A 23,249-nucleotide genomic window follows, 5' to 3' on the forward strand; every position below is an offset into this window, starting at 1 on the left:
GTTTCAGGACTCATTGTCCAGGGCTCTTCCAAACCCGCGATCTGCCGCCGTCCTTGTCGGCAAGCACTAGCTGACGATCAATCTCCTCGCGTGGTATCGACATTTCACGGCGGCCAGATATCGCTGCCCAGATATCGCTGCCAGCGTGGACCGGATGTCGCCGCAGCATACCAAGAAGGACGGTGCTCTTTGACAATCTTCCCCTTCACCGAAGCCACCTCGATCCAGTTCCAGCATCCCCTGCCGAAGACTTCGGACGTCGTGATCATCGGCGGCGGGGTCATTGGCGTGAGCACGGCACTGTTCCTGGCGCGACGGAACGTCTCGGTGACGCTGCTGGAAAAGGGCCGCATCGCCGCCGAGCAATCCTCGCGCAATTGGGGCTGGATCCGGCAGCAGGGCCGCGATGCCGACGAACTGCCGATCGTCATCGAAGCGCAGCGCCTCTGGCGGCAACTGGCGCAGGAATGTGGCGAGGACATAGGACTGAAGCAGACGGGCGTTACCTATCTTGCGCGGACAGACAAGGAGATGGCCGGTTTCGCGAAGTTTCTCGAGATTGCCCAGGCTCATGGCGTCGACACGCGTCTCCTCGATCAAGGTGAGTTGGCAAGCCTGATCCCTGCCATGTCGCGACCGTTCAAAGGCGCAATGATCACCCCATCGGACATGCGGGCGGAACCTTGGGTCGCGGTGCCCGCGCTTGCTCGCCTGGCGGCCCGCGAAGGTGTGACGATCATCGAAAATTGCGCGGCACGTATGCTTGACATCTCCGCGGGACGCATCAGTGGCGTCTGGACCGAGAAAGGGCACATCGCGACCTCGAGCGTCGTCGTCGCCAGCGGCGCGTGGACGTCGCTCTTCCTGCGCGCCCACGGCATCTCGATTCCGCAACTCAGCGTCAGGGCGACCGTCGCCGCGACAGCACCGATGGCGGAAATCCACGCCGGTGCCGCCGCGGACGAACGCATCGCTTTCCGACGCAGGCAGGATGGCGGGTATACGCTCGCATCGGGAGGCAGTAGCCAACTCTACATAGGGCCGGACGCATTTCGCCATGCGGGCAAATATATCAGCGCCCTGATGGCCAATCCCTTCGGCACACGCTACCTGCCGGCGGCCCCGCGAGGATACCCGGACAGCTGGTCGACGCCGCGCAGATGGAACGCGGATGAAGAAAGCCCTTTCGAACGGATGCGCGTCCTCAATCCGGCTCCCGAGACGTCGGCGCTTCGCGCCATCGACCGCGGGTTCAGGGAGCTTTTCCCTCAGTTCACGACTGTGCCGATCAAGGCGAGCTGGGCGGGCATGATCGATGCGATGCCCGATGTCGTGCCCATCGTCGATCGCGCCGCTGCGATCCCGGGTCTCGTCATAGCGACCGGGATGAGTGGTCACGGCTTCGGCATCGGACCCGGCATTGGCCGTGTGCTGTCCGACCTCGTCCAAGGCAACGAGACCGGGCACAATCTCTACAGGTTCCGTCAATCCCGTTTCAGCGACGGCAGTCCGATCCGATTGGGGCCATCGCTGTAAGCGTTCCTGCCGCCCGCCAGGCCATCCGCTCTGGCCTTGAAGTGCCGGACGAGGATCTCAGGTGCCGCATGCCCGGGCGTAGGCCTCGATGCTCCGCCGGACGTGACCGATCGCGATCTCCTCGCCGTCGCAGGCGCGGCCAGCCCATGTGACTGCAGAAGGCAGGTGCTGGAGAAACAGCGTCACCGGTACCCTCCGGCCTTTCAACGTATCGAAAAGACGGTTGCAGGCGGCACGGGCTTGCGGGATCGCCCAATAATATCGGATGCGATCGGAATAGGAGTAGTGGCGCAGCGTCCGCTTGTCGGCATCGCTTCCATGATAGTGGCTTGCCCAATTCTTGGGGGTGCCTTGCATCAGCTCTTCCATTGCGTGGTAAAGTGGCCGCTCGCCATAGCCAGGCACCAGGTCGGAAGCGATCAGGTCGAGCGCGTACAGCGCCTCGCGCAGCTTGAAGGTCAGCTCGGGTCCGACCTTGAGGACGGCGAAGCCGTCCTCGACGAGTTCACGCAACGGCCTCTCACCTTGATAGTCCGTCGAATGGGCTTCGAAAATGAGCGACGGCAATCTGTCGAGGGTTGCCGCCAGGTCGCGGGCCTTTGGCCGATCGTAGAAAATCACATTCTGGTTGCCGAACTCCACGCCCGGCTGCACCACAAGCCCGATGACGCGGGAAAATGCGCTTTCAAGCCCGGCGGTGTGGAATGCCTGGGCATGAATGGCATGTGTCTGGCGAGCGGCCTCCGGACTGGTCGGGGTGATCGCATCCAATGTGTGATCGGCGCCGCCGGGCGGCGGCACTTCCGTGCCGATGATGTAAACCGGGCTTGCCCCGCCGCTCTGCGCTGCCGCCTGCTCCGCGACGCCTGCCAGCCTGGCCGCGCGCCCGGCCACCGTGTGGTCGTCTAGCGCCGCCGGTTCACCCGCGCAGCCCATCGAGGCATCGAGGTGGATCTTGCGGAAGCCGGCGCGGACATAGGCATCGATCATCGTCCCGGCCTGCGCCATCGCCTCCTCGGCGGGCCGGTCTCTCCAGGGATTGGGGCCGAGATGATCCCCGCCAAGCACGATCAGCTTTTGCGGGCACTGCTCGGCTGCCGCGAGCGCTTCCACCATCGCCGCGAAATCGGCCGGCGTCATGCCCGTATAACCACCCAGATGATTGACCTGATTACACGTCGCCTCGATCAGGACGGTGGTGCCGGTTTCCCGCCCGTGGCGCAGTGCGGCTTTCAGCACCAGCGGGTGCGCCGAGCACACCGAGGTCACCCCGATTTTCTTCCCGTCCCTGTGCAGGTCCGGCAAATCGTCGATCGCCACACGCATCAATTTCTTCTCGCCGTTCTTGCCATGAAATCCTCCAGCTCGGCCGGCGTGCCGGCTCCCTCCATGGGACCGAGGCGTGTGACGTTGCGCGCCCCTGCCGCGTTGGCGAATTCGAGCGCCGTCTGCAGCGCCATCCCCAGCCGCCGGCATGCGACATAGGCTCCCCCGAAACAGTCGCCGGCGCCGGTGGGGTCCGTTTCCTCGACGATGAGGCCGGGGCAATCGGCGCGGGCTCCGGTGCTTTGACGGGCTGACGCGCCATGTTCGCCGCGCTTCACGGCGATCTCCTTGACCCCTCGTCTGAACAGCGCCTCGATCGCGCGTTCCTCCCCGTCCGTGCCGGCGGCCAGGAACAATTCATTGCCCGACGGCAGCAGCAGGTCCGCTTCGTCCACCAGACCGGCGAATTTCTCCTCGGTCTGGCCGTGCGCCAGCAATTCCTTGCGCAGGTTCGGATCGAGCGACATCGTGCCGCCGCGTGCCTTGATCAGCGGGATCGCGCGTTCGGTGATCGCCCAGGCTGCGGGACTTGCGAACACCGTTCCCATGACATGGATATGCCCGCAACGCGCGATCAGCGCCTCGACCTGCGGGCTCCATTCCAGTCGGGCGGCGGCGGATTTGGCGATGTTGTAGACGAAATCGCGGCTTCCGTCCGTGCGGTAACGAACAAAGGCGCTGCCCGTCGGATAATCCGGGGAAACAGCGATGGCTGAAGTGTCTACGCCGTCCCGCTTCAGGCGCTCCATGTTGACGACGCCGAAATCGTCGTCGCCGACCACGCCCACCATTGCGGCCGCTCCGCCCATACGTGCGCATTGATCGATGAAGATGGCGGGCGCGCCGCTCGGAAAGGGACCAATGAGGTCGATAGGTTCCCGGAAGCCGGTGCCCGTCTGCCTCGCGACGATCTCTACCAGGATTTCTCCAATCGTCACGGTTGGCCCGAGCGAGTCCGCTGCAAGTGTTTGGGGGAGGTCGTTCATCAAGCGTCCAATCCTGGGTGTGGTGTCGTTCGCGGTTTCACGACGCCGAGGCGCAAGAGGATTCCTACCGGATCGATGTGAATCGATCAGCTGCCATCACGCTACAAACCTGCATGCATGGTCAAGCGCACACTTGGAACGACGCGCAAACCCTCAGCCGGGAAACAGGTCCAGGATCGACGACAGACGGTTGGTACTGAGATCGACGTCGCCGAGCAGGACGCCGCTGGGGAGATAGCCAACCACGAACAGACCAGCGGCCCGTGCGGCCTTGGTACCGGTGCGGCTATCTTCCACGGCCACTACGGACCCTGGAGCTATGGCGAGCTGCCGGCAGGCCTCGCGATAGGGCGTTGGGTCGGGTTTGCCGACCGACACGTCGTCGAGGCTGATTGTGAGACTCATATGGTCGAGCACGCCGAGCGCATCGAGATTGGCATTGACGACTTGCCGGCCGGAATTCGAGACGCAGACCTGCGGGACGCCGCGGTCAGCCAGGGTCCGAATCGTCTCGACCGCCTCGGGGATCGGGACGGCGTTCGCCCGGTTCGCGACGTAGTGGGCATTGATAGCGGCGAGCCACTCCGCCTGGTCGAGCCCGACCGGGAGACGCGGACGCAGCGTTGTCCAGACGTCGCCCATATGGATGCCGCGAAAGGCTTGGTCGGGCAGATCGTCAAGATCGACGTTCCAGTTGCGGCAGCCGGCGAGGAGGGATTGATGATGCAACGGCTCGCTGTCGATCAGCGTTCCGTCGATGTCCCAGGCGACGGCGCGATACATCACGATGACGATCCCGCTCTGGTCGCGCCAGGAGCCGACAGGCGCGCATAAAGATCGCGATAGCGGCGATAGCCGTCGCGGTAGATGTCAGCCTTGCGCGGGTCGGGATCGAGCCGGTCGGCGAAGCTGACGAAACCGGAAACGCCCGACCAGTCGTCGGTCAGGCCGACGCCGATCGCCGCCGTCCAGGCAGCGCCGATGCAAGAGCCGGGGTGCCCGGTCAGGCGCTGGACCGGCTTTTGCAGGACATCCGCGACAATCTGCATCCAGACCTTGCTGCTTGAGCCGCCGTCGGAGGCGAGATAGCGCTCGGTCCGGTGGCCCATGTCGTTGAGCACCTCGATATGATGCGCGATGGCGAAGGCATAGGCCTCGAGCAAAGCGCGCCAGACATGGCCGATATCGTGCGACAGCGTCAGCCCATCGATCACGCCACGAGCCGCTGGATCATGGATCGGCGTCTTCTCACCGAGGAAGTAGGGCAGGATGGTGAGGCCATCGGCACCGGCGGGACGCTCTGCCGCCAGCGCATCGAGCCGCTGGTGTACCGAAATACCCTCGGCCTGTGCCGTGGCCATCTCGCCGCCGGCGAAATTGCGTACGAACCAGTTGAGGCCCGAGCCGCCGGTCGACATGCAGCCATTGGGCATGAACAGGCCCGGCACCAGGTGGTAATCGAGATACATGCGGGGATCTGGCTTGATCTGATCGGTGGCGATCAGGATATCGACCGAGCCGCCGAATTTCAGGAGGACATCGCCTGCTTTGGCAACTCCGGCGCCGAGCGCGGAGGCGATCATGTCGGCCGCACCACCGACGACAGGTGTTCCCGCCATCAGGCCGGTCTCATCCGCGGCCTTCGCCGAGACGGAACCGAGGATCTCATGCGAGGCGATCTTTCGTGGCACGGCCGAGCGCGGTATGTGGGCGAGCGCCACCAGGTCGTCGTCGATCCGGTGCGTCGAAACATCGACGAAGCCGGCCTCCAGCGCCCAGTTCTGCTCGACCGCACGTTCACCGGTGAGGCGCCAGTTGATATAGTCATAGGAGCCGAAAACGGTGGCGATGCGGCTGAACACCTTCGGCTCGTGACGCTCTATCCAGCGCAGCTTTGCGGTGACCAGCTGTTGGTTGATGCCGTTGCCGGCCTTGGCGATGAAAGCCGCCTCATCGCATTCGGTCCGCAGTTCGGCAACTTCGGCGCCACAGCGGCCGTCGCTCTGCTGGATGCTCGGTCGCAGCACCTCGCCCTGGTCGTCCAGAAGAACGACCGCCGGCAGCATGCCGGTGGTGCCGATCGCCACGATCTCTTCGGCCTTGATGCCGCTGGTCCTCAGCAACTCCTGCACGATGTCGCGGAGATTGGTCCACCATTGCGCGGGATCTTCCTCGGCCCAGCCCGCATGCTCGGAATGCAGCGTGACGGGGCGCGAGGCGAGGCCCAGCACCTGATCGGGAAGCCGGATCAGAATGCCGATCGTCGAGGTGGTGCCGATATCGAGACCGAGAACGAACGCCATGTCGAATCCATTGAAATGCCGGGAAGGGCAGGCGGGCGAACCTGTCTGCCTCGTCGTGTCCCGCTGCTCGATACCAGTCGATCATTCCGGACGCCGGCCCGCAACGATCGATATGATCACCGCGAGCCGGCGCGATGGCCGGCATCGCCGTGGAAGCCGTTCTCAGCGCAAAGTGGCGACAACGTCCATGAAGCGTTTGACCCGATCGCCGTCGACGGCGTTCCAGGTATTGCCATCGATCTTGAAATGGGTCCCGATCACGACGCCGCTCGCCAGCGAAAGGACATCGCGGACATTGTCGATGTTCACGCCGGTGTTGGCGAAGACCGGCACGTCCTTGATCGTCTCGCAGACGCTGCGCAGGTGGGACTGGTCGGCCGGCTGGCCAGTGATCGGACCGGAAACGAGGATGGCGTCGGCCATCGACGAGAACACCGCGCTCTTGGCGCGCAATTCAATAGGACGCTGGTCGAGCGAGTGTGCGAACTCTGCATTGATGTTGAAGAGAAGCTTCATGTCGTCGCGGCCAAGATTGTGCCGCAGGCGCGAGGCGGCGGCGCAATCGGGCTCCCACAGGCCCATGTCGGAAGCAAACAGGCCGGTGAAGATCTCGCGCACGAAACGGGCTCCGGTGGCTGCCCCGATCGCGACGCTGGCAGTCGGGTCCCAGAGATAATTGACGCCAAACGGCACCTTCAGCTCGGGTTTCACCGCCTGGACGATCGCGGTCATGGCGGCAATGCCTTCGGGCGGCGCCTTGAAGACATAGGGGCGGTCGTTCTCGTTGCCGAACATGATGGCATCGACGCCGCCGCTCTGCAGCTTGCGGATGTCGGAGAGCACGCCATCGATCAGCTTGTCGAGGCCGCCATCGGCATCATAGAGGGGCGTTCCCGGCAGGGCACCGATATGTGCCATCGAGATGACAGCCTTCTTCTTGTCGCCGAAAAATTCAAATACCATCGAGTCGTCTCCTTGGGGATAAAGTGAAAATGTTGCGCCTCAGTCGCGCGTCAGCGGCGGCGCGATGCGCAGGTCGACCTTGGCCGCGGCGAGCGCCGCGGCGATCTTGGCCGGCGGCTCGGCATCGGTGATGAGGATGTCGACGTCCGACAGTGGCGCTATCCGCACCAGCGACATGCGCAGGAATTTGGCGGAATCGCAGAGCACGATCTTGGTGCCTGAGCGTCTCAGATAGGCGCGCTTCATATCGGTATCATCGAAGGAATAGTCGAAGAGGCCGTCCGCCGTGATGCCGGAGACGCCGATCACGGCGACATCGAACCACAGCGCCTCGAACTGGGCGATGGCCGCGGGCCCGCCGGTCGACATCTCGTCGGCCCGTACACGGCCGCCGGCAACATAGACTTCGGGCACGCCGCCGTTCAGCGCCGCCGCGATCCTGAGGCTGTTGGTGAACACCTTGGCGTGCGGAAGGTCCTTGAGGTGCTCGGCCATCAGATAGGTGGTGGTGCCGACATCCAATGCGATCGTGCGGTATCCCGAAACCAAGGCGGCCGCGGCGGCGGCAATCGCGGCCTTCGGGTCACGGCGCTGGCGCAAGCGCGAATCGAAACTCGGCTCCTCACTGTCCATGGCGACCAGCGGCGGGTTGTCCGCCTCGATCGCACCTCCGTGGATTCGTACAAGCCTGCCCTCGCGCTCCAATTCGACCAGATCACGGCGGATCGTCATGTCGGAAACGGCGAGTTCGGCCGCTGCCGCAGCGACGGTGAGCGACCCCGTGCGGCGCAGGAAAGCCAGGATGCGTGCCTGTCGATCGTGCGCGAGAAGGCGCTGACGATCGGCATCACGCGGTGCGCCATGCGTGGACGATAGGGGAGAGGCGGTGTCGTCGGCCATCGATGTATCCGGTGGGTAAGCCGCTGACGAAGCGGTCTGCAACTTCGACTCTACCGCATGATCAAACATTTTCAAACAAAAATATGTTTGCAGTGTTCGAATTTATTGGTATGCATCTCGATATTAACAGAACGCGTTCCGCCACCAAGCAGAGAGATTACGATCATGCCGGCTGCCTCCGTCATTCCTCCAGTGCTTGCCGAACTCGCGGGCAAGCGTGCCTTTGTGACGGGTGGCGGCGCGGGGATCGGTCGCGCGATCGCGACCGCCCTGACGCGGCAGGGTGTCGCCGTGGCGATCGGCGATCTGGATCCCGACGCGGCGCGCAAGGCGGCCGAGGAGATTGGCGGCGGTGCCGCCGCCGTCACGGTCGATGTTCGCCGTCGCGATTCCGTCGAGGCGGCCTTTGCCACTGTGCTGGAAGCGCTAGGCGGCTGCGATATCCTGATTGCCAATGCCGGCGTGTCCACCATGCAGCACGCGCTCGATCTGACCGACGAGGAGTGGGACTTCAACTTCTCGGTCAATGCGCGCGGGGTATTCCTCGCAAATCAGATCGCTGGACGGCATTTTGTCAAGCAAGGCACGGGCTGCATCGTCAACACCGCCTCGCTTGCCGCGAAGGTCGGTGCGCCGCTCCTGGCGCATTATTCGGCATCCAAGTTCGCCGTGCTCGGCTGGACCCAGGCCTTTGCCCGCGAACTCGCGCCCAAGGGAATCCGCGTCAATGCCGTCTGCCCGGGGTTCGTCAAGACCGGCATGCAATCGCGCGAAGTCGAATGGGAGGCGCATCTGCGGCAGGTCACGCCCGAACGGGTGGTCGCCGACTATATCGCGCAGACGCCGCTCGGCCGGCTCGAGTTGCCGGAGGATGTCGCCGACGTCGTCGTGTTCCTCTGCTCGGATCAAGCCCGCTTCATGACTGGCCAGGGCGTCAACGTGACCGGCGGCGTCTACATGACCTGACGGCTTTTGGCGGCTGTAACCGGATCCTGATGCTGGCACGCGCCATCCAAAAAAGTGAACACATATGATCAGAAGGCAGGCTTTCAATGTTACATTTTGTTCTCTAAGATGACCGTTCGCTCGACTTCGGCCTTCGGCGTTCAGCCGGGTCAGACGGGTTCATGAGGAATGTCTATGGCGTCTATCGAGCTCGATCGCGTTTCCAAGCTCTACGGCAATGGCAATTACGGGGTGCATGAGGTCGATCTCACCATTCCCGATGGCGAATTCGTGATCTTTCTCGGCCCGTCGGGATGCGGCAAGTCGACGACGCTGCGGATGATTGCCGGCCTGGAGAGTATCTCCTCCGGCGATCTTCGCATCGGTGGCAAGAGCGTCGCCAATGTCGCGCCGCGCGACCGCAACGTCGCGGTGGTTTTCCAGAGCTACGCGCTCTATCCGCATATGTCGGTGCGGCAGAACATGGCTTTCGGGCTGAAGATGCGCGGCACCGACGCAGCAGTGATCGATGCCAAGATTGCCGACGCCGCGAACCTGCTCGGTTTGCAGAATCTTCTCGGCCGCAAGCCGGCAGCGCTTTCGGGCGGCCAGCGTCAGCGTGTCGCGCTTGGCCGGGCGATCGTTCGCGAACCGGCGGCCTTCCTGCTTGATGAACCGCTGTCCAACCTCGATGCGCAGCTGCGTGCCGAGATGCGGCTCGAACTCGTCAAGCTGCACCGACGCCTCGGCCGCACCATCGTCCATGTCACGCACGACCAGGTCGAGGCCATGACCATGGGCGATCGCATATGCATCATGCGCTATGGTCGCCTGGTCCAGGCCGGCCGGCCGCTTGAAGTCTATGCCGACCCGGTCAACACCTTCGTCGCGCGCTTCCTGGCGACGCCGCCGATGAACCTCATTCCGGCCACGCTTCAGGCCGCACCTGGCGAAGGGCTCTCCGTCCTGACCGATAGTGGTGCCGTGCTTGCCGTCCCCGCCCGCCACCGCAACGCTTATGGCGAGCGTGTCGGGCGCCGCGTCATTCTGGGCGTGCGGGCCGAGGATTTCCACGAAAGCCCCGACAAGCCGGACTGGCAAAAGATTTCCGTACGGGTCGTGGCCGTCGAAGCTCTCGGCGCCGAGAACGTCCTGATCGGCCAGATTGCCGGTCAGGCCACCGGCACGGACGATGCCCACCCCGCCGGAGGCGGCAAGCCGTTGGAGATCGCCGCCCGCCTGAGCCGTTATTTCACGGCGCCCGTCGGCTCGATCGTCGAACTCTACATCGACCCGCTGCCGATGCACCTGTTTGATCCCGAAACCGAACTGGTGATCGCGCGGCCGAGCCTCATGGGGGCCACTCGATGACCAGCATGGACAGAAACGAGCGGCCGGCCTTTCGTCGCCGCTTCGGCCTGCATTTCGGGCTGATTGTCGTTTGCGCCATCGTGCTGCTGCCGCCGCTCTGGGTGCTGCGGACGAGCTTCGTGCCCGAGCAGCTATCCTACAGCAACGAGCTGATGCCGGCCTTTACGACGGACAATTATTCGGCGCTCCTGTCGAGCCGCTTCGGTCAGTCCTACCTCAACAGCCTGATCGTCGCGCTCGGCTCGGTTCTGCTCGCATTGCCTTTTGCCGCCACCACCGGTTATGCCTTCGCCCGTTTCCGTACGGGCGGTCGGTGGGCGCGTTTTGCCGTTCTGGCGACGCAAATGCTGCCGCCCGTGGCGCTGGTGCTGCCGACCTTCACGCTGTTCCGAAGCCTGGAGCTCAGCAATTCGCTGACCGGGCTGATCATCGTCTATGCCGCGCTCAACCTGCCTTTCCTGACCTGGATCCTGATGGGCTTCTTCGAAGGCATTCCAGTCGATCTGGAGTGGGCGGCCCTGACCGACGGCGCGACCGCCTGGGGCGCCTTCTGGCGCATTGTACTGCCGGTGTCGATGCCCGGTATCGCGGCCGCCGGCGTCCTCGGCTTCATCCTGGCGTGGAATGAGTTTTTGTTTGCCCTGGTTTTGAGCGGGCCGAAGACGGCGACCATACCGGTTGCGCTCGCCGCGTTGCAGACCTCGAACGGCGTCCAGATCGCCAAGGTCTCTGCCGGCGTCGTCCTTGCCATCCTGCCGCTGGTCGTGGCTTCCCGCTTCATCCAGCGTTTCATCGTCCAGGGCTTGACGTTCGGCAGCGTGAAATAGGCCGGCCGCTCCGAGAGCCGACATGGCTCGCTAGCCGGTTATGAAATCGTGACGGGATCACCGCCGCGTCCAGAGGGAAAGAGGAGTAGAGAGTTATGACTTGGAACAAGCAGACCTTGATCAAAATGCTGATGACGGCGGTGAGCGGGGCAGCGGTTGTCAGCGCATCGCTTCCGGCCAGGGCGGCTGAGCCCATCACCTTGCACGCCTTGATGGAGGACGTGCCGGAAACCAAGATCATCGAAGCGCTGTTGCCCGAATTCGAGAAGCAGACCGGCATCAAGGTCGAGTTCGAGAAGATCGGCTATCCCGACATGCACGACAAGCTGGTGTCGCAGCTGACCGCGCCGCAGAGCTACTACAATGTGCTCGAGGTCGACTTCCTGTGGGCCGGCGAATTTCCGGCGGCCGGCTGGCTCGCCGATCTGAAACCTTTCGTCGAGAAATCCAAATACGATCTGAGCCCCTTCATCCCCTCGACGCTTGACCTGCTCGGCCGGACCAAGGATCAGCTGTTCCTGGTGCCCATGTACAACTACTCGATGGGCCTCCTCTACCGCACGGACCTGATCGGCGACGAGAAGCTCAAGGCCGCCTACAAGACGGCAACCGGCAAGGAACTCGCTTTGCCGACGACCCTCGAAGACTATGTGGCGATTTCCAAATTCATGAAGGCCAATGCCGGCGTCGCCGGAGCCGCGATGCAGGGCCAGCGCGGCGACCCCAACAGCATGGAATTCTCCAACTACCTGTTCTCCGCCGGCGGCAGCTATCTTAATGCCGACGGCAAGGCGAGCCTCGACACGGCAGAGGCCAAGAAGGCGCTCGATCTCTATGTCGACAACATCCAGCATGGCGCCCAGCAGGGTGCCATATCGGCGACACTCGATGACACCATGCGCCTGATGTGCAGCGGTTCCGCCTTCAGCATGGTCACCTATTGGTGGATGCTGCCGCAGATGGACGATGCCGTGAAGTGTCCGACGGTCGCCGGCAAGGTCGGCCTGTCGGTGATGCCGGGTGGCCATGGCGAAAGCGGCGGTTGGGGCTGGGGCATTCCCAAGAACACGTCGCCGGAAGAGCAGGAAGCCGCATGGACCTTCATCCAGTGGGTGCAGAGCAAGGATGTTTCGGTGAAGCGCGCGCTCGAGGGCCACGCGCCGGTGCGCAGCGATGTCTATGCCGATGCGGCGGTGCTGGCGAAATATCCCTTCTACAAGACCGCCGAGGATGTGGTGGCGACCGGCAAGTCGTTTCCGATCTTCACCTATTCGGCGCAATACGAGGATCTGCTCGGTACCCAGCTCTCGCTGGCGGCTGGCGGCCAGGCGACATCGGACGCGGCGCTGAAGGCGGCTTCCGACGGCTTGCAGGGGCTCCTCGACAAATAGCGGTCCGGCTCGGCAAGGAGATCCGGCGCGGCGGTGCCAGCCGCGCCGGATCTTGTCAGACCCCGGATCTTGACGAGATCAGCAACCGACCAAGGCTCGGCCACGATGCACAATGCGATCAAAAAAGGATGGGCTGCCCGTGGCCGCGAGTGGCGGACCGGCTGGGCCTTTGCCTTGCCCGGCCTGCTGCTGCTGGCGATCGTGATGGGCTTTCCGCTGGCCTATGCCTGCATCCTCTCAATCTCCTCGATGACCTTGATCAAGCCGCAGCTTCTGCCGCTTGTCGGGTTCAAAAATTTCGCCTCGATGATCGGCGATGAGCTGTTCTGGAACGCGCTCTGGCTCACCGTGCGCTATTCGGCGGTGACGGTGGTCGGCGAATTCGTGATCGGGCTCGGCATCGCCCTGATGCTCAACCGGACGGTCCGGATGAAGCCGGTCTATTTCGCGGTTCTGACCATTCCCATGGCGATGTCGCCGATCAGCGTCGCCCTGATCTGGCGCATGCTGCTCCAGCCCAATCTCGGCATCGCCAATCATCTGATGGAAACGTTTGGCCTGCCGCGCCTCGACTGGCTCGGCACGCCAGGCATGGCGCTCTGGACGATGGCGGCGATCGACATCTGGCAGCAAATGTCCTTCGTCGTGCTGATCCTCGCCGCGGGGCTCGCCGCTTTGCCGCGAGATCCCTATGAGGCGGCTGAAGTGGATGGCGCACGCGGCTGGCAGCAATTCTTCTACATCACCCTGCCGATGCTTCGGCCGGTCGCGGCGATCACCATCATCATCCAGCTGATCAACGAGTTCCGGACCTACGATCTGCCCTATGTCCTGACCAAGGGTGGGCCAGGCAACGCGACCGAAGTCCTGAGCTTCTTTGCCTATCGCCGTGCCTTTCTCGGCCTTTCGCTCAACGAAGGCGCGGCGGCCGCTTTCGTGCTGCTGCTGATCGTCCTTCTGCTCACCGTGATCTTCTTTGCCGTCCTCGAACGCTCGCAATCGGGAGAGGGCCGGAAGTAGGGCCGTTAAGCCTTGAGCAATCTATACGGCCTATCCTGGCTTGCAGATTGTCGAGGGAACATGAAACGCCAGCCGCTTCTGCTTTTCGCCTTTCCGTTTCTCATTCTGGCGGTCCTGGCAGGGGAGCGCATGGCGACCTTGTTGCTGGGCACCTATCCGGCCAGCCCCACCGCATGGTGGATATGGCTTGAACTGCGCCCTTTGTCGGCGATGCTCTGGCAGCAGGTCGATGTCTGGCTGGTAAGCTCCATGGCTCTCGACGCCGCCATCCTTGCCGCGGCATCGATCGTCTGCTGGGTGGCGTGCCACACCAAAAGGTCGGCATTCTCGTTCCTCGCCAACCATGTCGCCCTGATTTTCGCTGGCCTGATGATCGCCGTCGGCAGCCATTCGGAAACGGCGAGCACGATTGCCGAATTCACCTCGCCCAAGGGTCTTCCATATTCGCTAGCAGTCGATTTCACCTTGAAGAACAGCCTGGTGCTGCTTTTCGGCATCGTGGCCTGTGCCTACTGCCACATCGCCTTCCTCACTGAGGCGCGGGAGCGGTCCGTCCGGGCCATCCGCATCCTGGCGCTGCAGCGCGATCTCTAGAGCAATGGCGTCTAGTTGATCCGGCGGTAATAGACCTTGCCGTCGGGCTGCTGGATGCGCTGGTAGTTGGAGCTTGGGGCAGGGGGCGACGCCGATGCGATTCTCCTCCTGGGTGCGGGCGCTTCGATGACGCCGGGTTCGCTCTCGCCGTCGAGCGCTTCGGGTGCTTGCGCCAGCGTGCTGGTGGCGATCTCGGACGCTTCTTCCGCACTCGGCATGGCCTCGCCGCCGGCGACCGGCATACTCTGCCCCAGCCGGGCAATGCCGGCATCGATCTCGTTGAAGCTGCCTTGCAACTGGCTGTCCAGTTTCTCGAACCGGCTCTGAAAACCGTTGTTGACCGTGTCGAGCCGGGCCGCGATCCGCTGCTCGAACGCGCCGAGCTGCTCCAGCCGCGCCTCGACGAAACGCAGGTCGCTCATGCCCCGATAGAGATAGACCGCGGCCGCCATGTTGATGCCGGTGATCAGAAGCGCGCCACCGGCGACGATGACGGCGATCGTCTTTGCCTTGCTGAATTTCTCGGTGGCAACCGGTTCGCGCTGTTCCTGGTTTCCGATATCGATCGCCGGCATGTCCGGTTCGCTGATCATCGTCATTGGACCACCACCTTTGCGCCGACAGCGACGCGTTTGAAAAGATCGATCACATCCGTGTTGGTGAGACGAAAACAGCCCGATGTCCCGTCGAAGCCGACACCCGACGGGTCGTTGGTGCCGTGTATGCGGTAGAGCGTGTCGCGCCCGTCCCGCGACAGGTAGAGCGCCCTTGCGCCGAGCGGATTGTAGGGGCCGGCGGGCACCATTTTCGGCAGCTCCGGCTGGCGGGCCCGCATTTCCTGCGGCGGGCGCCACTCCGGCCATTCGGTCTTCGCCCCGACCTTGACGATGCCGGTCCAGCCGAACCCGTCGCGCCCGACGCTGATCTGGTAGCGCAGCGCCTGGCCCTGGCGGGTCACCAGGTAAAGCGCCTTCTCGTCCTTGCGGATGACGATCGTGCCCGGCTGCTCGGCGGTCGTGAAGGCAACGGCCTTGCGCAGGCTGGGCCCCATCGCCGGCAGCGGCGGCCGCTCCGAAAGCGCCGACCGCGCCTCGGCGAAGTCGTGGACGGACAGCGCCAGCGCCACGCCGAGCACGCAGGCGCCGGCGAGCTTCGGGGCGATCCGATATCTATCGGGCAGCATCATCGAGCCGCTCTTTGAACATGCGCTTCAGATCCTTGTTGAAGCGCGCCCGCCCATCGACTTCGGAAGGCGGGATGGCCCTGTTCAGCGCATCGGTCAGGAGCGCATTGTCGAGCGCGACCGACTTGATGTGCGGCGCCTTGAAGATCTTTTCGAGCTCGCTGCGCGAAAAATGGTTCCCGAACCATTTGCGCTTGTGCTTGTTGGCGACCAGCGTGATGCTGACCGCATTGCCGCGCAGCTCGCGGATTTTCTTGTAGAGCCGCTTGCCTTGCCGCAGCGACGCGACATTGAGTTCGAAGACGATGAAGATCTCGTCGCTCGTCGACAGCACGGAATTGTGCCAGGGCGTTTCCAGATTGGGCAGGTCGATGACGATGTCGTCGAAGCGGTAGGCGACGAGGTCGAGCAGCCGGAAGACGAAATCGCTGCCATGCGGCTCGAAGGGCAGTTGCGGCCGCTCGAACGCGTAGAGGGTGAGGCCGGACGGGCGCGACAGCTTGATGACGTCCATCAGCTCGACATCGAGCCGTTCTGGCTGGCCGATGATGCCGGCAAGGTCGAACTGGTTGAACAAATTGAGATAGGCGCCGCAATTGGCGCTCTGGAAATCCAGGTCGACGAGACAGGTGGACGCCGCGCGCTCAGCCGATTTCGACGCCAGGAATTCGGCCGCCGACAGCGCCAGCGTCGTGGCGCCGGCGCCGCCGCTGGCGCTGATGAAGGTGATGATCCGGCTCTTCGTTCCCTGGTTGCCGGTGTCGTGGAAGGTCACCGCATTGAGCAGCTCCTTGCCGTCGAGCGGCTTGTGCAGCCAGTCCGAGGCGTTCATGCGCACCAAAACGCGCGTCTGCTCCGAGCTCAGCTCGTCGGAAACCGCGATCAGCGGCACGCTGGCCCACAGCGCGCGCGCCTCGACGATGCCGGCCCTGCCGAGCAACTCGCCATTGCCGAGATCGAGGATGACGATGCCCGGGCGCGTATCGGCCGGCGGCCCCTTGAGGAAGTCGCTCGTCTCGGAAACCCTGACGTCATAGATCGCCAGCGCATCGAGCCGCGTCGCCACATCGCGCTTGAAATTCGGATCCGACGAAAACAGCGCCACCTGCTTGCGCTTGGTCGGGGTAACCTTGGTGTTGATGGCGTTCATGGCGTGTACGTGCTTTTCATGTCTTCGCCCGTGACCGTGCTCAGCATGGAGGGCATGGTGATGTTGTTGAAGCCGAGCAAGGCGCCGAGAAAGAAGAACTGGAAGGGATGGTTGGTGACGCTGACTGTGATGGTCGGCACCGGTCCGCTGGGTCGTGTCCAGTAGCCGAGGCCGGAGGCCGCATATTCGATCCGCACCTCTGACTTTTCCAGCATCGGCAGGAAGTCATGCATGCCGGCACGGTTGGTAGTGCCGTCATAAATCGCATCGAACGAGGCCTGGTTTGCGTTCTCGGGCTTGCACAGGCCTCCACCGATACTGCAGCAAGCGACGCCTGCTGCACTTGCTGTGCATACATAATCATAAGTGCCGGCCGGCACCGCTGTACCCACCTTGGTGACATCGCTCTGCGTCAGCGTCTCAGAGGGAAGCCCGATGGCGACAGGGGTAGAAATCTGCGCCAGTCTTGCGCCGGCTTGCACCGCTTTATTCCCGGCATTCCATTGGTAAAAGGCGTAGCCGAAATCGACGAAGCCAAGCAGAAGCGTCAACAGCAGTGGCAGAGCGATGGCCATTTCGACCATTGCCGCTCCGGCCTGGTCAGCCCAAAATTTGGTGCGCCCCCTCACCATCCAATGACTCGTTCCTGATGGGACACGCTGAGGGTCAGGGCCCCAAAGCCAAGATAGGACCAGAATCCAACGCCCGGATAAGAATAGGATGTGCTGACATCTACGACATCGACTTTGGTCGTGCTGCTAAGATAAAGCTGCGTGCCCGTGGCGGCATCAACCGCGTCCAGCGAGACCGCCTTGGTGATGTCAACTGTTGCTGGAAGCCATCCCGTCACCCTGGCGCTGCCGCCAGTGATTGTCCCATAGGCAGCAAGGTTTTGAGCCCGCGCCTTGCAGGTCGCCCAATCGCTGCTGCATCGTGCCATGTAACGACCTGCATCCTTAACGCCGGCTTCGAGAAGCAGACGCGTGTTCAGGATGTTGGAGAATTCGAACACACCGGCCGATAACAGCAATACGAGTGGTGCCGTGATCGCGAGTTCAACCAAAGCGGCGCCATTTTCGTCGCCTCGGAACCGCCGGATGATTTTGCCGAACCTGGTCATGTCGACTTTACCGATACAGCTGGGCTTCGTTGCGGAATGCTTTGTCGACAAGCGTATTGTTGGCAAACCCGCCATCGACATCGACGATCTCCAGGCTGATCGGCTTCTCGCTCGCCGAGGTATCCTCATCGTCCTTGCTGTTGTCGTCCTTTTGGACTGGTGTGTTGACGAACACACTCGCATAGCCGTCGGGCCTGATCTGAACGTGACCGTTGATCTTGTCGGTGTTAGCGATGCAATCGACGATTGCCATATTGAGGAGGCGTCGATCTGGGTCATCGGTCAGGGCCGGAGTGGTGCCCTTGTAGCACAGGGGCGTGCCGACCTCCTTTGTCGGATTCAGTGATTGATCGCCCACCAGATCGTGTTGAATCTCGTACCTGTAGACGTCATAACGGGATGCCGGAACCGTCGTTGCTCCTGTAGGGTTGGTTTTTGCTGGGACGGGGCTCGTGTACGGCTTCTTGTGGTTCGCCTGCCAGTATGCGTCCCAGAAGCTATTGGCGCTGATCTTGTCGGATTTTCCGTTGGCATAGTTGGCGCCGGGAGGGAGAGGCAGCGCTGAATTGTCGGTGACGGGGGAGTATTTGTTGCAAGCGGCGCCCGTGCTTTTCGACCCCTTCCGGACGTTCATCGACGGCCGATAGCTCCAATCATTGTCATACTTATTCAGCGAATTGCTATAGATGGCAAAACGGGTGTTGAGCCCGGCATTGACCTGGCCAAGCGTGACACCGGTTTTGGTAGTGATTGCATTGCGGTTGTAGCACGTGCCAGCCGTTCCCATCGCTATCGCATCGCGCAGCGAGGTCAGGCTGTTATCGAGCAGTCCGAAATTGCCGGGGCCAGGTTGGTTGCCGGCCTTCAGGATGCGAAATTCGCGGCTGTAGGTATCCCCCGACGCGAACGCCTGCTGGATGGTCTTGCTGGTCAGCGGGTCGGTCGTCTCGAACGGATTGCACATGAAGATTGGCACCGTTTCGCAGATCGACTGGACAAATCCGGCCACAGCCTGGGGCCGGATGTCGAAAGTATTTTTGCTGCCGACAAAGCTGGCCGGAAAGATTGTCGCGAAGGCGCCTGCACCATCCGCCAGGCCGGAAGCGTTCACCGTCACCAAAGAGAATGTCACGGCTTTGGGATCCGTGCTTGCCCAGTTGACGCCATTGGCGTCAACGCCGTCGGCGCTCAAGGTGATGCTGTCGTCGGCCGGTATCCCCGTCAGATATTTAATGGTCACATCAGCCACGGCGAGCGTGTGGACGTTCGAGGCAGGATCGTCAGAGGTAGAAAATTTCGTTGTATTGGTGAGTAGGGTCGTCTTCGCCAACTCGGCCCGCGTGATCGAATCCGCTCTGCCGTCCAGCTCAGCGGCTGTGGCAAGCGCTAGGGCGTCAATCCCCTTCTGCAGATCATTGTGAAGGCTGTTAGCCCGGCTCATATCGACGGCAAGTAACGCAAAACCGACAAGCACCGGCAGCATGATAGCCACGAGGATCATCGCTACGCCGCGTTGATCGTTCCAGAAGGCACGAATGGTCCCCAACATGACCTTACTCTCTGCTTTCCTGCGCCAGAGCCCCTCGCAAGCCCGGCGCCCTCCGCATCCTTCCGTTCAGTTCACTGCGTAACACCCGACCCACCGACATTGACCGTGATCGCCGGCGGCGGCGGCGGCGGCGGCGGATATTTGTAGCCCTGGGCAACGGCAGCGGCGCGCGCGCCGTCGCCTTCGATCTTGGTATTCCTGGCGTTAGGATTGAGCGGGTCCACCGTCTGCAGCAGCGAATTGAATTTCTGCGTGTCGCCGGCGGCCAGGGTCACCGAATCGTAGTGGTTCAGATAATCCGCGGCGCAGCCCGACAGCGCGCTGGCGCACAGGATGAGGATCAAGGCGCTATTTCTTGACATAGAGCATCTTGTCCTTCGATTTGAAGTCGAGCATGTGGCCATAGGGGCCGGTGACGCCTTCGCCCAGCTCATATTTGCGGACCATGTCCTTGGTCACTTCAAGCTGGCCGAGCACGAAGAATTCCGGATCGTTGGCGGGCCGTGTCTTGTCGAACGGCGTCGTCAGCTGCTCGCCGGGCTTCACTGGCCGAACGATGTGTGGGGTGACGATCACCACCAGTTCGGTTTCTTCCTTCTGGTGGCTTGAACTGCGAAACAGCGTCCCGATCACAGGCACCTGGCCGAGCCAAGGCACCTGGTCCTGAAGCTTGGTCGTCTTGCTCGAAAGAAGCCCGCCGACCGCGAAGCTCTGGCCGTCGCGCAACTCGACGACGGTCGATAGTTTGCGATTGGTGAAGATCGGGTCGCCGGCAGTGGTGAAGCCGGTCAGGTCGCTGACCTCCGGCGCCAGGTTCATATGGATCTTGCCGTCGTCGAGTACGACCGGCGTGAACAGCAGGTTAACGCCGAATTGCTTGTACACGATGCTTATCTCGCCGTCTTTGTCGAGAGTGCGGATAGGCACTTCCCCGCCGGCGTTGAAGCTGGCCTGCTCGCCGGAGAGCGTGGTGAGGTTGGGGTTAGCCAAGGTGCGCACCGCGCCTTTGGACTCGAGCGCCTCAATGATCAGATCGACCTTGATGTTGCTGTCGATGACGCGCGTGATCAGCGCTCCGAAGGGCGCCGAGTTGGACAGGAGGCCGCTGAGCAGACCGCCCGGTCCGAGCACGACACCGTCCTCGTCGACGGCAGCAACACCGGTACCGGTACGGGTTGTGCCATCGCCGTTCCTGCTCTTGATCGACACGCCGAGGTCGCGGCCGGTGTTGCGCTTGGCTTCCAGCACGCGCACTTCCAGATTGACCTGCTGGCTGTCGTCTACGATGACCGAGTTGATGACGGCGTCGGGTCCATATTGCTGCGCAACCGCCATGATCGCCGCCAGCGTGGCGCCGTCCTTGACATGACCGCCAAGCCTGACCCTGCCGTTGACCGAGCCGACTTCGATGCGCGACTTTGGCGCCACCTGGCGGATCGCCTGCGCCATGTCGCTGACATCGACGCCGACCTCGATCTGCAGCGCGCCCAGCGAGCGCTTGTCCGTGGAGAACAGATTGACCGTGGTGGTGCCGGCGCCCTTGCCGATGACATAGAGCGTGCGGTCTGTCATCGGCTGGGCATCGGCGATCTTCTCGTCGCCGACGACGATGTCACCGAGATTGGCGCTCACCTGGATCGTCACCGATTGAGACATCGGCAGGAAAATCCGATGGACGCTGGGGGTCGACACGTCGATGAAACGGTCGGCCGCTTCGGCCGTCAGGCTCGACAGCGACAGCGCCGCCAGGCAAGACAACGCGGCCGCCGCAACCCTCACCCAAAACCCCTGCATCCCCGTCTCCCCAATCGCTGCCGGTGGCAGCCTCTCTTTATTAGCCGCAGCTTATCATGGTTGTCGCGGCACGTCATATGTCTCGAGCTTCACGCCCCGGAAAACGCCGATCGTTGCCCGCGCCGGCGGCTCAGGCTGCACGTATTTGACCACTTCCTTGACGACGGGTTGCGGTGCAGCCGCCATCACGGGAGCGGGCTTTACCTTGCCCAGTTCGTCGAGGCGGCTTCCCACTTTCTCCACGGCCTGGGTCAACCCGGCAATCTTGTCTTCGGCGCGCTTGCGCTCGGCTGCAGCCTCGGCTTCCGCTGCTACCTTCCTGTCGAGCTCCGCCTGCCTGGCGGCGACATCGGCCGGCGTTTCGCCGATCAGGTCGGAAAGCGTCACGCGTTCCGTCGTCTCGCCCTTGCTGGCCGCAGCCTGGCGCAGCGCTAGCGACAATTGGCCGGCGCCCGCCGCCAGCGTCAGCTTCTGCGCATCCTTGGTGCTGGCCTCTAGCGTGACCGACTTTACGACCGTCGGGCTTTCTTTGCTCACATCGGCCACCTGGTCGATCGCGAGCACCTTCATGCTCTGCAGCAGCACGTCGACAAAACTCTTGTCCGCGCCATCGTCGCCGCGCACCGTTCGTGTCAGCAAGACATCGACCCGATCGCCGGGGAAGACGAAGCCGGCGACACCGAGGACATCGTTCACCCTGATAGAAACAGCTTTCATGCCTTCGCCAAGCACCGCCGAAAGCGTGGCGCGCTGGCCTGGGCCGGTGATCTTCGTGGCGAGAACAGGCTCGTTGGCGCTGATGGTCTGCAGCGCCTGCCTGATGCCTTCGCCGGCCAAGGCCTCTTTCGTTGTCTTGAAGGCGCCAGTTGGGACTGCGCCGGCCGGCCATGCGACTTCGCGCAACTTGTCTGCGCTCAGCGTATCGCCGAACTTCAGCGGCATTGCCGCAACGACGACAGTGCTGCCTTGAACAATGCCCGTTTGCGCCATTGCGCTCCGCTGACCGGCCAGCCAGATATTGACCAAAACCACGGCCAGGACACCGAACACGCCGGCGAGAACGATCATGATGAGTGTGTTCGCGCGCATGAACCTGAACCCCAAGAAGGCGACATTTCGGGCCCAGGGCTCGGATCAGATCCGAGCCCTGGGATAGGAAAAGTGACTAGCCCGCTGCCGGAACGGTACAGTCCGTCACGCCGGTAACGCCTGTCAGGCTGTCGCAGAGGTTGGTGAAAGAGCCGTTCACCCACGTCCCGATAGCGATGATCGTCACAATAGAGGCAGCGGCAATGATGCCGATAAGAATAGAATATTCGACCATGGCAGCGCCGTTTTCATCGTCGCGGAACTGCCGGGTCATCGTCATGAGCTTCTTCATGTCAATTTCTCCCTTTGGAGGTTGGAACCCGACGAGACAGAGCAAAGGATGAAATCCATACCCAAGCATCCCCCGTCATCTCGATCCTAGGTCCCGAGAAAACGCAGAGTCAAACGAGATTAAGGGTTCCTTAACTTTCCTGTACATGATTCGGCAAGAAGATTACAGTTCTGAATTTTCTCAACAGCTTGATTCTTTTCATTTTTTGAGCACCTTAACCATTCGTTCACAATTTGGCTCCAGATGTGGCGAGAATGAGGAAGCATTAGAAATAATGCATATTCCTTTATATCTAAGGGCTTAGCTGCCTATGACAGGCGGCTCGTCCCGAGAAATTGGATGGGGCCCGGAAGCGATATCGACGCTTCGGCCGCGAACCAGAAGCCGTGTCAAATAAGACCGCTATTACAGGCTCCTGATCTTAACTATGTAGAAAGTATTGGGTCTAAACCGACCGCCTGGGCGCTTGTGCCTCCAGTGGTTAACAGTTAGTTTCTGCTAATGAGGGATTAAGGGGAGTATAAGCGATTATGCTGGGGCGGTTCATCAAGGGGCCAAGTGAGTCGAAGGTCGAGGCAAAAGCCGAGCCGTTCGCAGCGCTGGCTGTTGTTCCCGCGCTATCTCCGTCAACTGAGATCGAAGCGCATGGTGATGATTTCCTGACGATCAAGGTGGAGTTGCATCGCCATTTGATCGACCGGTTCAACCTGACCGCCCTTGAAAATGCTTCCAAGGATGAGATCCTGAATGAGATCCGTCCGATCGTGCGCGAATTCGTTCGCGCTCGTGCGGTGCCGCTGAACGCGCGCGAACTCGATCAACTGACCAGCGACACTGCCGACGAGATGCTGGGCCTCGGGCCGATAGAGCCGCTGCTCAAGGACGATTCCATTACCGACATCCTGATCAA

23 protein-coding genes and 1 pseudogene are annotated in these 23,249 nt (G+C 62.3%); 8 read left to right on the forward strand and 16 right to left on the reverse strand.

The genetic code is table 11. The annotated features are described in order from the left end of the window. Positions 1 to 189 precede the first annotated feature (189 nt). Complete coding sequence (locus EN750_RS00645) at positions 190 to 1,536, forward strand: FAD-binding oxidoreductase (protein ID WP_127395306.1); 1,347 nt, start codon at positions 190 to 192, stop codon at positions 1,534 to 1,536. A 57-nt stretch (positions 1,537 to 1,593) separates the two neighbouring features. Here the strand turns inward: EN750_RS00645 and EN750_RS00650 are convergent, their stop codons facing one another. The 6 genes from EN750_RS00650 to EN750_RS00675 form a co-directional block, all read right to left on the reverse strand. Further along, on the reverse strand, positions 1,594 to 2,862 hold the full coding sequence (locus EN750_RS00650) for a D-tagatose-bisphosphate aldolase, class II, non-catalytic subunit (protein WP_127395307.1): 1,269 nt from the start codon (positions 2,860 to 2,862) through the stop codon (positions 1,594 to 1,596). Further along, positions 2,862 to 3,848 carry a sugar kinase gene (locus EN750_RS00655; RefSeq protein ID WP_127395308.1) on the reverse strand — a complete coding sequence of 329 codons (987 nt, stop codon included), beginning with the start codon at positions 3,846 to 3,848 and terminating at the stop codon, positions 2,862 to 2,864. Before EN750_RS00655 ends, EN750_RS00650 begins: the two co-directional genes overlap by 1 nt. Positions 3,849 to 4,001: 153 nt before the next feature. Continuing rightward, a complete protein-coding gene (locus EN750_RS00660) occupies positions 4,002 to 4,631 on the reverse strand; it encodes an HAD family phosphatase (RefSeq protein WP_127395309.1) in 630 nt (209 codons plus the stop codon). Continuing rightward, the gene (locus EN750_RS00665) at positions 4,631 to 6,151 is read right to left on the reverse strand and encodes an FGGY-family carbohydrate kinase (protein WP_127395310.1); all 1,521 of its coding nucleotides are present in this window, start codon (positions 6,149 to 6,151) and stop codon (positions 4,631 to 4,633) included. Before EN750_RS00665 ends, EN750_RS00660 begins: the two co-directional genes overlap by 1 nt. A gap of 162 nt (positions 6,152 to 6,313) precedes the next feature. Next, the gene (locus EN750_RS00670; protein ID WP_023809131.1) at positions 6,314 to 7,114 is read right to left on the reverse strand and encodes a BtpA/SgcQ family protein; all 801 of its coding nucleotides are present in this window, start codon (positions 7,112 to 7,114) and stop codon (positions 6,314 to 6,316) included. A 39-nt stretch (positions 7,115 to 7,153) separates the two neighbouring features. Further along, a complete protein-coding gene (locus tag EN750_RS00675; protein ID WP_127395311.1) occupies positions 7,154 to 8,014 on the reverse strand; it encodes a DeoR/GlpR family DNA-binding transcription regulator in 861 nt (286 codons plus the stop codon). A gap of 165 nt (positions 8,015 to 8,179) precedes the next feature. Here EN750_RS00675 and EN750_RS00680 point away from each other — a divergent pair, with 165 nt between their 5' ends. The 6 genes from EN750_RS00680 to EN750_RS00705 all read left to right on the forward strand — a co-directional run bounded on the left by EN750_RS00680 (position 8,180) and on the right by EN750_RS00705 (position 14,162). Next, a complete protein-coding gene (locus tag EN750_RS00680; RefSeq protein ID WP_127318852.1) occupies positions 8,180 to 8,980 on the forward strand; it encodes an SDR family NAD(P)-dependent oxidoreductase in 801 nt (266 codons plus the stop codon). Between the two features lie 174 nt (positions 8,981 to 9,154). Next, positions 9,155 to 10,330: an ATP-binding cassette domain-containing protein gene (locus EN750_RS00685; protein WP_127395312.1), complete on the forward strand. Its 1,176-nt coding sequence runs from the start codon at positions 9,155 to 9,157 to the stop codon at positions 10,328 to 10,330. Next, the gene (locus tag EN750_RS00690) at positions 10,327 to 11,157 is read left to right on the forward strand and encodes a carbohydrate ABC transporter permease (protein ID WP_127395313.1); all 831 of its coding nucleotides are present in this window, start codon (positions 10,327 to 10,329) and stop codon (positions 11,155 to 11,157) included. The genes EN750_RS00685 and EN750_RS00690 overlap by 4 nt, the downstream gene beginning before the upstream one ends. 95 nt (positions 11,158 to 11,252) lie before the next feature. Beyond that, positions 11,253 to 12,548, forward strand: coding sequence for a sugar ABC transporter substrate-binding protein (locus tag EN750_RS00695; protein ID WP_127395314.1), 1,296 nt, complete (start codon positions 11,253 to 11,255; stop codon positions 12,546 to 12,548). Between the two features lie 105 nt (positions 12,549 to 12,653). Next, entirely contained in the window at positions 12,654 to 13,568 is a 915-nt protein-coding gene (locus EN750_RS00700) for a sugar ABC transporter permease (protein WP_127395315.1), read from the forward strand. A gap of 60 nt (positions 13,569 to 13,628) precedes the next feature. Then, positions 13,629 to 14,162, forward strand: coding sequence for a hypothetical protein (locus EN750_RS00705; protein ID WP_127395316.1), 534 nt, complete (start codon positions 13,629 to 13,631; stop codon positions 14,160 to 14,162). Positions 14,163 to 14,173: 11 nt separating this feature from the next. On the opposite strand, the gene EN750_RS00710 is transcribed toward EN750_RS00705, so the two are convergent. The 10 genes from EN750_RS00710 to EN750_RS00755 form a co-directional block, all read right to left on the reverse strand. Beyond that, on the reverse strand, positions 14,174 to 14,761 hold the full coding sequence (locus tag EN750_RS00710) for a hypothetical protein (RefSeq protein WP_127395317.1): 588 nt from the start codon (positions 14,759 to 14,761) through the stop codon (positions 14,174 to 14,176). Further along, positions 14,758 to 15,348, reverse strand: coding sequence for a L,D-transpeptidase (locus EN750_RS00715; RefSeq protein ID WP_127395318.1), 591 nt, complete (start codon positions 15,346 to 15,348; stop codon positions 14,758 to 14,760). Before EN750_RS00715 ends, EN750_RS00710 begins: the two co-directional genes overlap by 4 nt. Beyond that, a complete protein-coding gene (locus EN750_RS00720) occupies positions 15,332 to 16,495 on the reverse strand; it encodes an AAA family ATPase (RefSeq protein ID WP_127395319.1) in 1,164 nt (387 codons plus the stop codon). The genes EN750_RS00715 and EN750_RS00720 overlap by 17 nt, the downstream gene beginning before the upstream one ends. Continuing rightward, entirely contained in the window at positions 16,492 to 17,079 is a 588-nt protein-coding gene (locus tag EN750_RS00725; protein WP_245482547.1) for a TadE/TadG family type IV pilus assembly protein, read from the reverse strand. The genes EN750_RS00720 and EN750_RS00725 overlap by 4 nt, the downstream gene beginning before the upstream one ends. A gap of 41 nt (positions 17,080 to 17,120) precedes the next feature. Beyond that, on the reverse strand, positions 17,121 to 17,615 hold the full coding sequence (locus tag EN750_RS39220; RefSeq protein WP_189525973.1) for a TadE/TadG family type IV pilus assembly protein: 495 nt from the start codon (positions 17,613 to 17,615) through the stop codon (positions 17,121 to 17,123). A 7-nt stretch (positions 17,616 to 17,622) separates the two neighbouring features. Further along, entirely contained in the window at positions 17,623 to 19,164 is a 1,542-nt protein-coding gene (locus tag EN750_RS00735; RefSeq protein WP_127395322.1) for a Tad domain-containing protein, read from the reverse strand. 71 nt (positions 19,165 to 19,235) lie between these two features. Continuing rightward, entirely contained in the window at positions 19,236 to 19,526 is a 291-nt protein-coding gene (locus EN750_RS00740; RefSeq protein WP_127395323.1) for a hypothetical protein, read from the reverse strand. Next, positions 19,513 to 20,958, reverse strand: coding sequence for a type II and III secretion system protein family protein (locus EN750_RS00745; protein ID WP_127395324.1), 1,446 nt, complete (start codon positions 20,956 to 20,958; stop codon positions 19,513 to 19,515). Before EN750_RS00745 ends, EN750_RS00740 begins: the two co-directional genes overlap by 14 nt. Before the next feature lie 54 nt (positions 20,959 to 21,012). Further along, on the reverse strand, positions 21,013 to 22,047 hold the full coding sequence (cpaB, locus tag EN750_RS00750; RefSeq protein WP_127395325.1) for a Flp pilus assembly protein CpaB: 1,035 nt from the start codon (positions 22,045 to 22,047) through the stop codon (positions 21,013 to 21,015). Between the two features lie 76 nt (positions 22,048 to 22,123). Next, positions 22,124 to 22,339, reverse strand: coding sequence for a Flp family type IVb pilin (locus tag EN750_RS00755; RefSeq protein ID WP_127395326.1), 216 nt, complete (start codon positions 22,337 to 22,339; stop codon positions 22,124 to 22,126). Positions 22,340 to 22,869: 530 nt separating this feature from the next. Between EN750_RS00755 and EN750_RS00760 the strand changes: the two are divergent. Further along, positions 22,870 to 23,249: pseudogene (locus tag EN750_RS00760) on the forward strand (CpaF family protein); the annotation flags it as partial.

Source organism: Mesorhizobium sp. M7A.F.Ca.ET.027.03.2.1, from assembly GCF_003999175.1.
Classification (GTDB): Bacteria; Pseudomonadota; Alphaproteobacteria; order Rhizobiales; family Rhizobiaceae; genus Mesorhizobium.

Coding starts and splice junctions, on each gene's coding strand:
- EN750_RS00650 (WP_127395307.1), bottom strand. CDS start 2,862: ATGCGTGTGGCGATCGACGATTTGCCGGACCTGCACAGGGACGGGAAG.
- EN750_RS00655 (WP_127395308.1), bottom strand. CDS start 3,848: ATGAACGACCTCCCCCAAACACTTGCAGCGGACTCGCTCGGGCCAACC.
- EN750_RS00660 (WP_127395309.1), bottom strand. CDS start 4,631: ATGTATCGCGCCGTCGCCTGGGACATCGACGGAACGCTGATCGACAGC.
- EN750_RS00665 (WP_127395310.1), bottom strand. CDS start 6,151: ATGGCGTTCGTTCTCGGTCTCGATATCGGCACCACCTCGACGATCGGC.
- EN750_RS00670 (WP_023809131.1), bottom strand. CDS start 7,114: ATGGTATTTGAATTTTTCGGCGACAAGAAGAAGGCTGTCATCTCGATG.
- EN750_RS00675 (WP_127395311.1), bottom strand. CDS start 8,014: ATGGCCGACGACACCGCCTCTCCCCTATCGTCCACGCATGGCGCACCG.
- EN750_RS00680 (WP_127318852.1), top strand. CDS start 8,180: ATGCCGGCTGCCTCCGTCATTCCTCCAGTGCTTGCCGAACTCGCGGGC.
- EN750_RS00685 (WP_127395312.1), top strand. CDS start 9,155: ATGGCGTCTATCGAGCTCGATCGCGTTTCCAAGCTCTACGGCAATGGC.
- EN750_RS00690 (WP_127395313.1), top strand. CDS start 10,327: ATGACCAGCATGGACAGAAACGAGCGGCCGGCCTTTCGTCGCCGCTTC.
- EN750_RS00695 (WP_127395314.1), top strand. CDS start 11,253: ATGACTTGGAACAAGCAGACCTTGATCAAAATGCTGATGACGGCGGTG.
- EN750_RS00700 (WP_127395315.1), top strand. CDS start 12,654: ATGCACAATGCGATCAAAAAAGGATGGGCTGCCCGTGGCCGCGAGTGG.
- EN750_RS00705 (WP_127395316.1), top strand. CDS start 13,629: ATGAAACGCCAGCCGCTTCTGCTTTTCGCCTTTCCGTTTCTCATTCTG.
- EN750_RS00710 (WP_127395317.1), bottom strand. CDS start 14,761: ATGACGATGATCAGCGAACCGGACATGCCGGCGATCGATATCGGAAAC.
- EN750_RS00715 (WP_127395318.1), bottom strand. CDS start 15,348: ATGATGCTGCCCGATAGATATCGGATCGCCCCGAAGCTCGCCGGCGCC.
- EN750_RS00720 (WP_127395319.1), bottom strand. CDS start 16,495: ATGAACGCCATCAACACCAAGGTTACCCCGACCAAGCGCAAGCAGGTG.
- EN750_RS00725 (WP_245482547.1), bottom strand. CDS start 17,079: ATGGTCGAAATGGCCATCGCTCTGCCACTGCTGTTGACGCTTCTGCTT.
- EN750_RS39220 (WP_189525973.1), bottom strand. CDS start 17,615: ATGACCAGGTTCGGCAAAATCATCCGGCGGTTCCGAGGCGACGAAAAT.
- EN750_RS00735 (WP_127395322.1), bottom strand. CDS start 19,164: ATGTTGGGGACCATTCGTGCCTTCTGGAACGATCAACGCGGCGTAGCG.
- EN750_RS00740 (WP_127395323.1), bottom strand. CDS start 19,526: ATGTCAAGAAATAGCGCCTTGATCCTCATCCTGTGCGCCAGCGCGCTG.
- EN750_RS00745 (WP_127395324.1), bottom strand. CDS start 20,958: ATGCAGGGGTTTTGGGTGAGGGTTGCGGCGGCCGCGTTGTCTTGCCTG.
- cpaB (WP_127395325.1), bottom strand. CDS start 22,047: ATGCGCGCGAACACACTCATCATGATCGTTCTCGCCGGCGTGTTCGGT.
- EN750_RS00755 (WP_127395326.1), bottom strand. CDS start 22,339: ATGAAGAAGCTCATGACGATGACCCGGCAGTTCCGCGACGATGAAAAC.